General features: G+C 31.8%; 1 protein-coding gene. It reads right to left on the bottom strand.

Annotation, left to right across the window (positions count from 1 at the left end):
• Positions 1–1,832 (bottom strand): beta strand repeat-containing protein (locus tag MBFIL_RS10790; RefSeq protein ID WP_169805501.1); only part of this gene is annotated, 1,832 nt, incomplete at both ends.

The raw sequence follows: 1,832 nt of genomic DNA, 5'->3' as shown, positions 1-1,832 counted from the left end.
GTACCATTAACACTAACACTACTATTAACCTTACTATCAGGAACAAGATTAATAACCAAAGTAGTATTAATAAGCACACCACCAAACTCAGTACTATTCACAGCAGCAGTATAATTAACATCCCCAACAAAAGTAGCAACAACACTAATCTCACTAGAAGAATTAACAATGCAAGTAATATTCCAATCACCATTATCATCAGTAGTACTAGTATAATTAAAACCATCCACAGTCACTATAACAGTCACACCACTAACATTATCACCATACTCATCTTTCAAAGTACCATTAACACTAACACTACTATTAACCTTACTATCAGGAACAAGATTAATAACCAAAGTAGTATTAATAAGCACACCACCAAACTCAGTACTATTCACAGCAGCAGTATAATTAACATCCCCAACAAAAGTAGCAACAACACTAATCTCACTAGAAGAATTAACAATGCAAGTAATATTCCAATCACCATTACTATCAGTAGTACTAGTATAATTAAAACCATCCACAGTCACTATAACAGTCACACCACTAACATTATCACCATATTCATCTTTTAAAGTACCATTAACACTAACACTACTATTAACCTTACTATTAGGAACAGGATTAATAACCAAAGTAGTATTAATAAGCACACCACCAAACTCAGTATTATTCACAGCAGCAGTATAATTAACATCCCCAATAAAAGTAGCAATGACATTGATTTCGCTAGAAGAATTAACAATGTAAGTAATATTCCAATTACCATTACTATCAGTAGTACTAGTATAATTAAAACCATCCACAGTCACTATAACAGTCACACCACTAACATTATCACCATACTCATCTTTTAAAGTACCATTAATACTAACACTACTATTAACCTTACTATCAGGAACAGGATTAATAACCAAAGTAGTATTAATAAGCACACCACCAAACTCAGTATTATTTGCAGCAGCAGTATAATTAACATCCCCAATAAAAGTAGCAACAACACTAATCTCACTAGAAGAATTAACAATGTAAGTAATATTCCAATTACCATTACTATCAGTAGTACTAGTATAATTAAAACCATCCACAGTCACTATAACAGTCACACCACTAACATTATCACCATACTCATCTTTCAAAGTACCATTAACACTAACACTACTATTAACCTTACTATCAGGAACAGAATTAATAACCAAAGTAGTATTAATAAGCACACCACCAAACTCAGTACTATTAACAGCAGCAGTATAATTAACATCCCCAATAAAAGTAGCAACAACACTGATTTCACTAGAAGAATTAACAATGTAAGTAATATTCCAATTACCATTACTATCAGTAGTACTAGTATAATTAAAACCATCCACAGTCACTATAACAGTCACACCACTAACATTATCACCATACTCATCTTTCAAAGTACCATTAACATTAACACTACTATTAACCTTACTATTAGGAACAGGATTAATAACCAAAGTAGTGTTAATAAGCACACCAGCAAACTCAGTATTATTTGCAGCAGCAGTATAATTAACATCCCCAATAAAAGTAGCAATGACACTGATTTCACTAGAAGAATTAACAATGTAAGTAATATTCCAATTACCATTACTATCAGTAGTACTAGTATAATTAAAACCATCCACAGTCACTATAACAGTCGCACCACTAACATTATCACCATATTCATCTTTTAAAGTACCATTAACATTAACACTACTATTAACCTTACTATCAGGAACAGAATTAATAACCAAAGTAGTATTAATAAGCACACCACCAAACTCAGTACTATTCACAGCAGCAGTATAATTAACATCCCCAATAAAAGTAACAAC

The sequence above is a fragment of the Methanobrevibacter filiformis genome, from assembly GCF_001639265.1.
In the GTDB taxonomy this organism is placed as follows: domain Archaea; phylum Methanobacteriota; class Methanobacteria; order Methanobacteriales; family Methanobacteriaceae; genus Methanacia; species Methanacia filiformis.
Note: the sequence above shows the minus strand (reverse complement) of the source record. Positions and strands in the feature narration are given on the sequence as shown.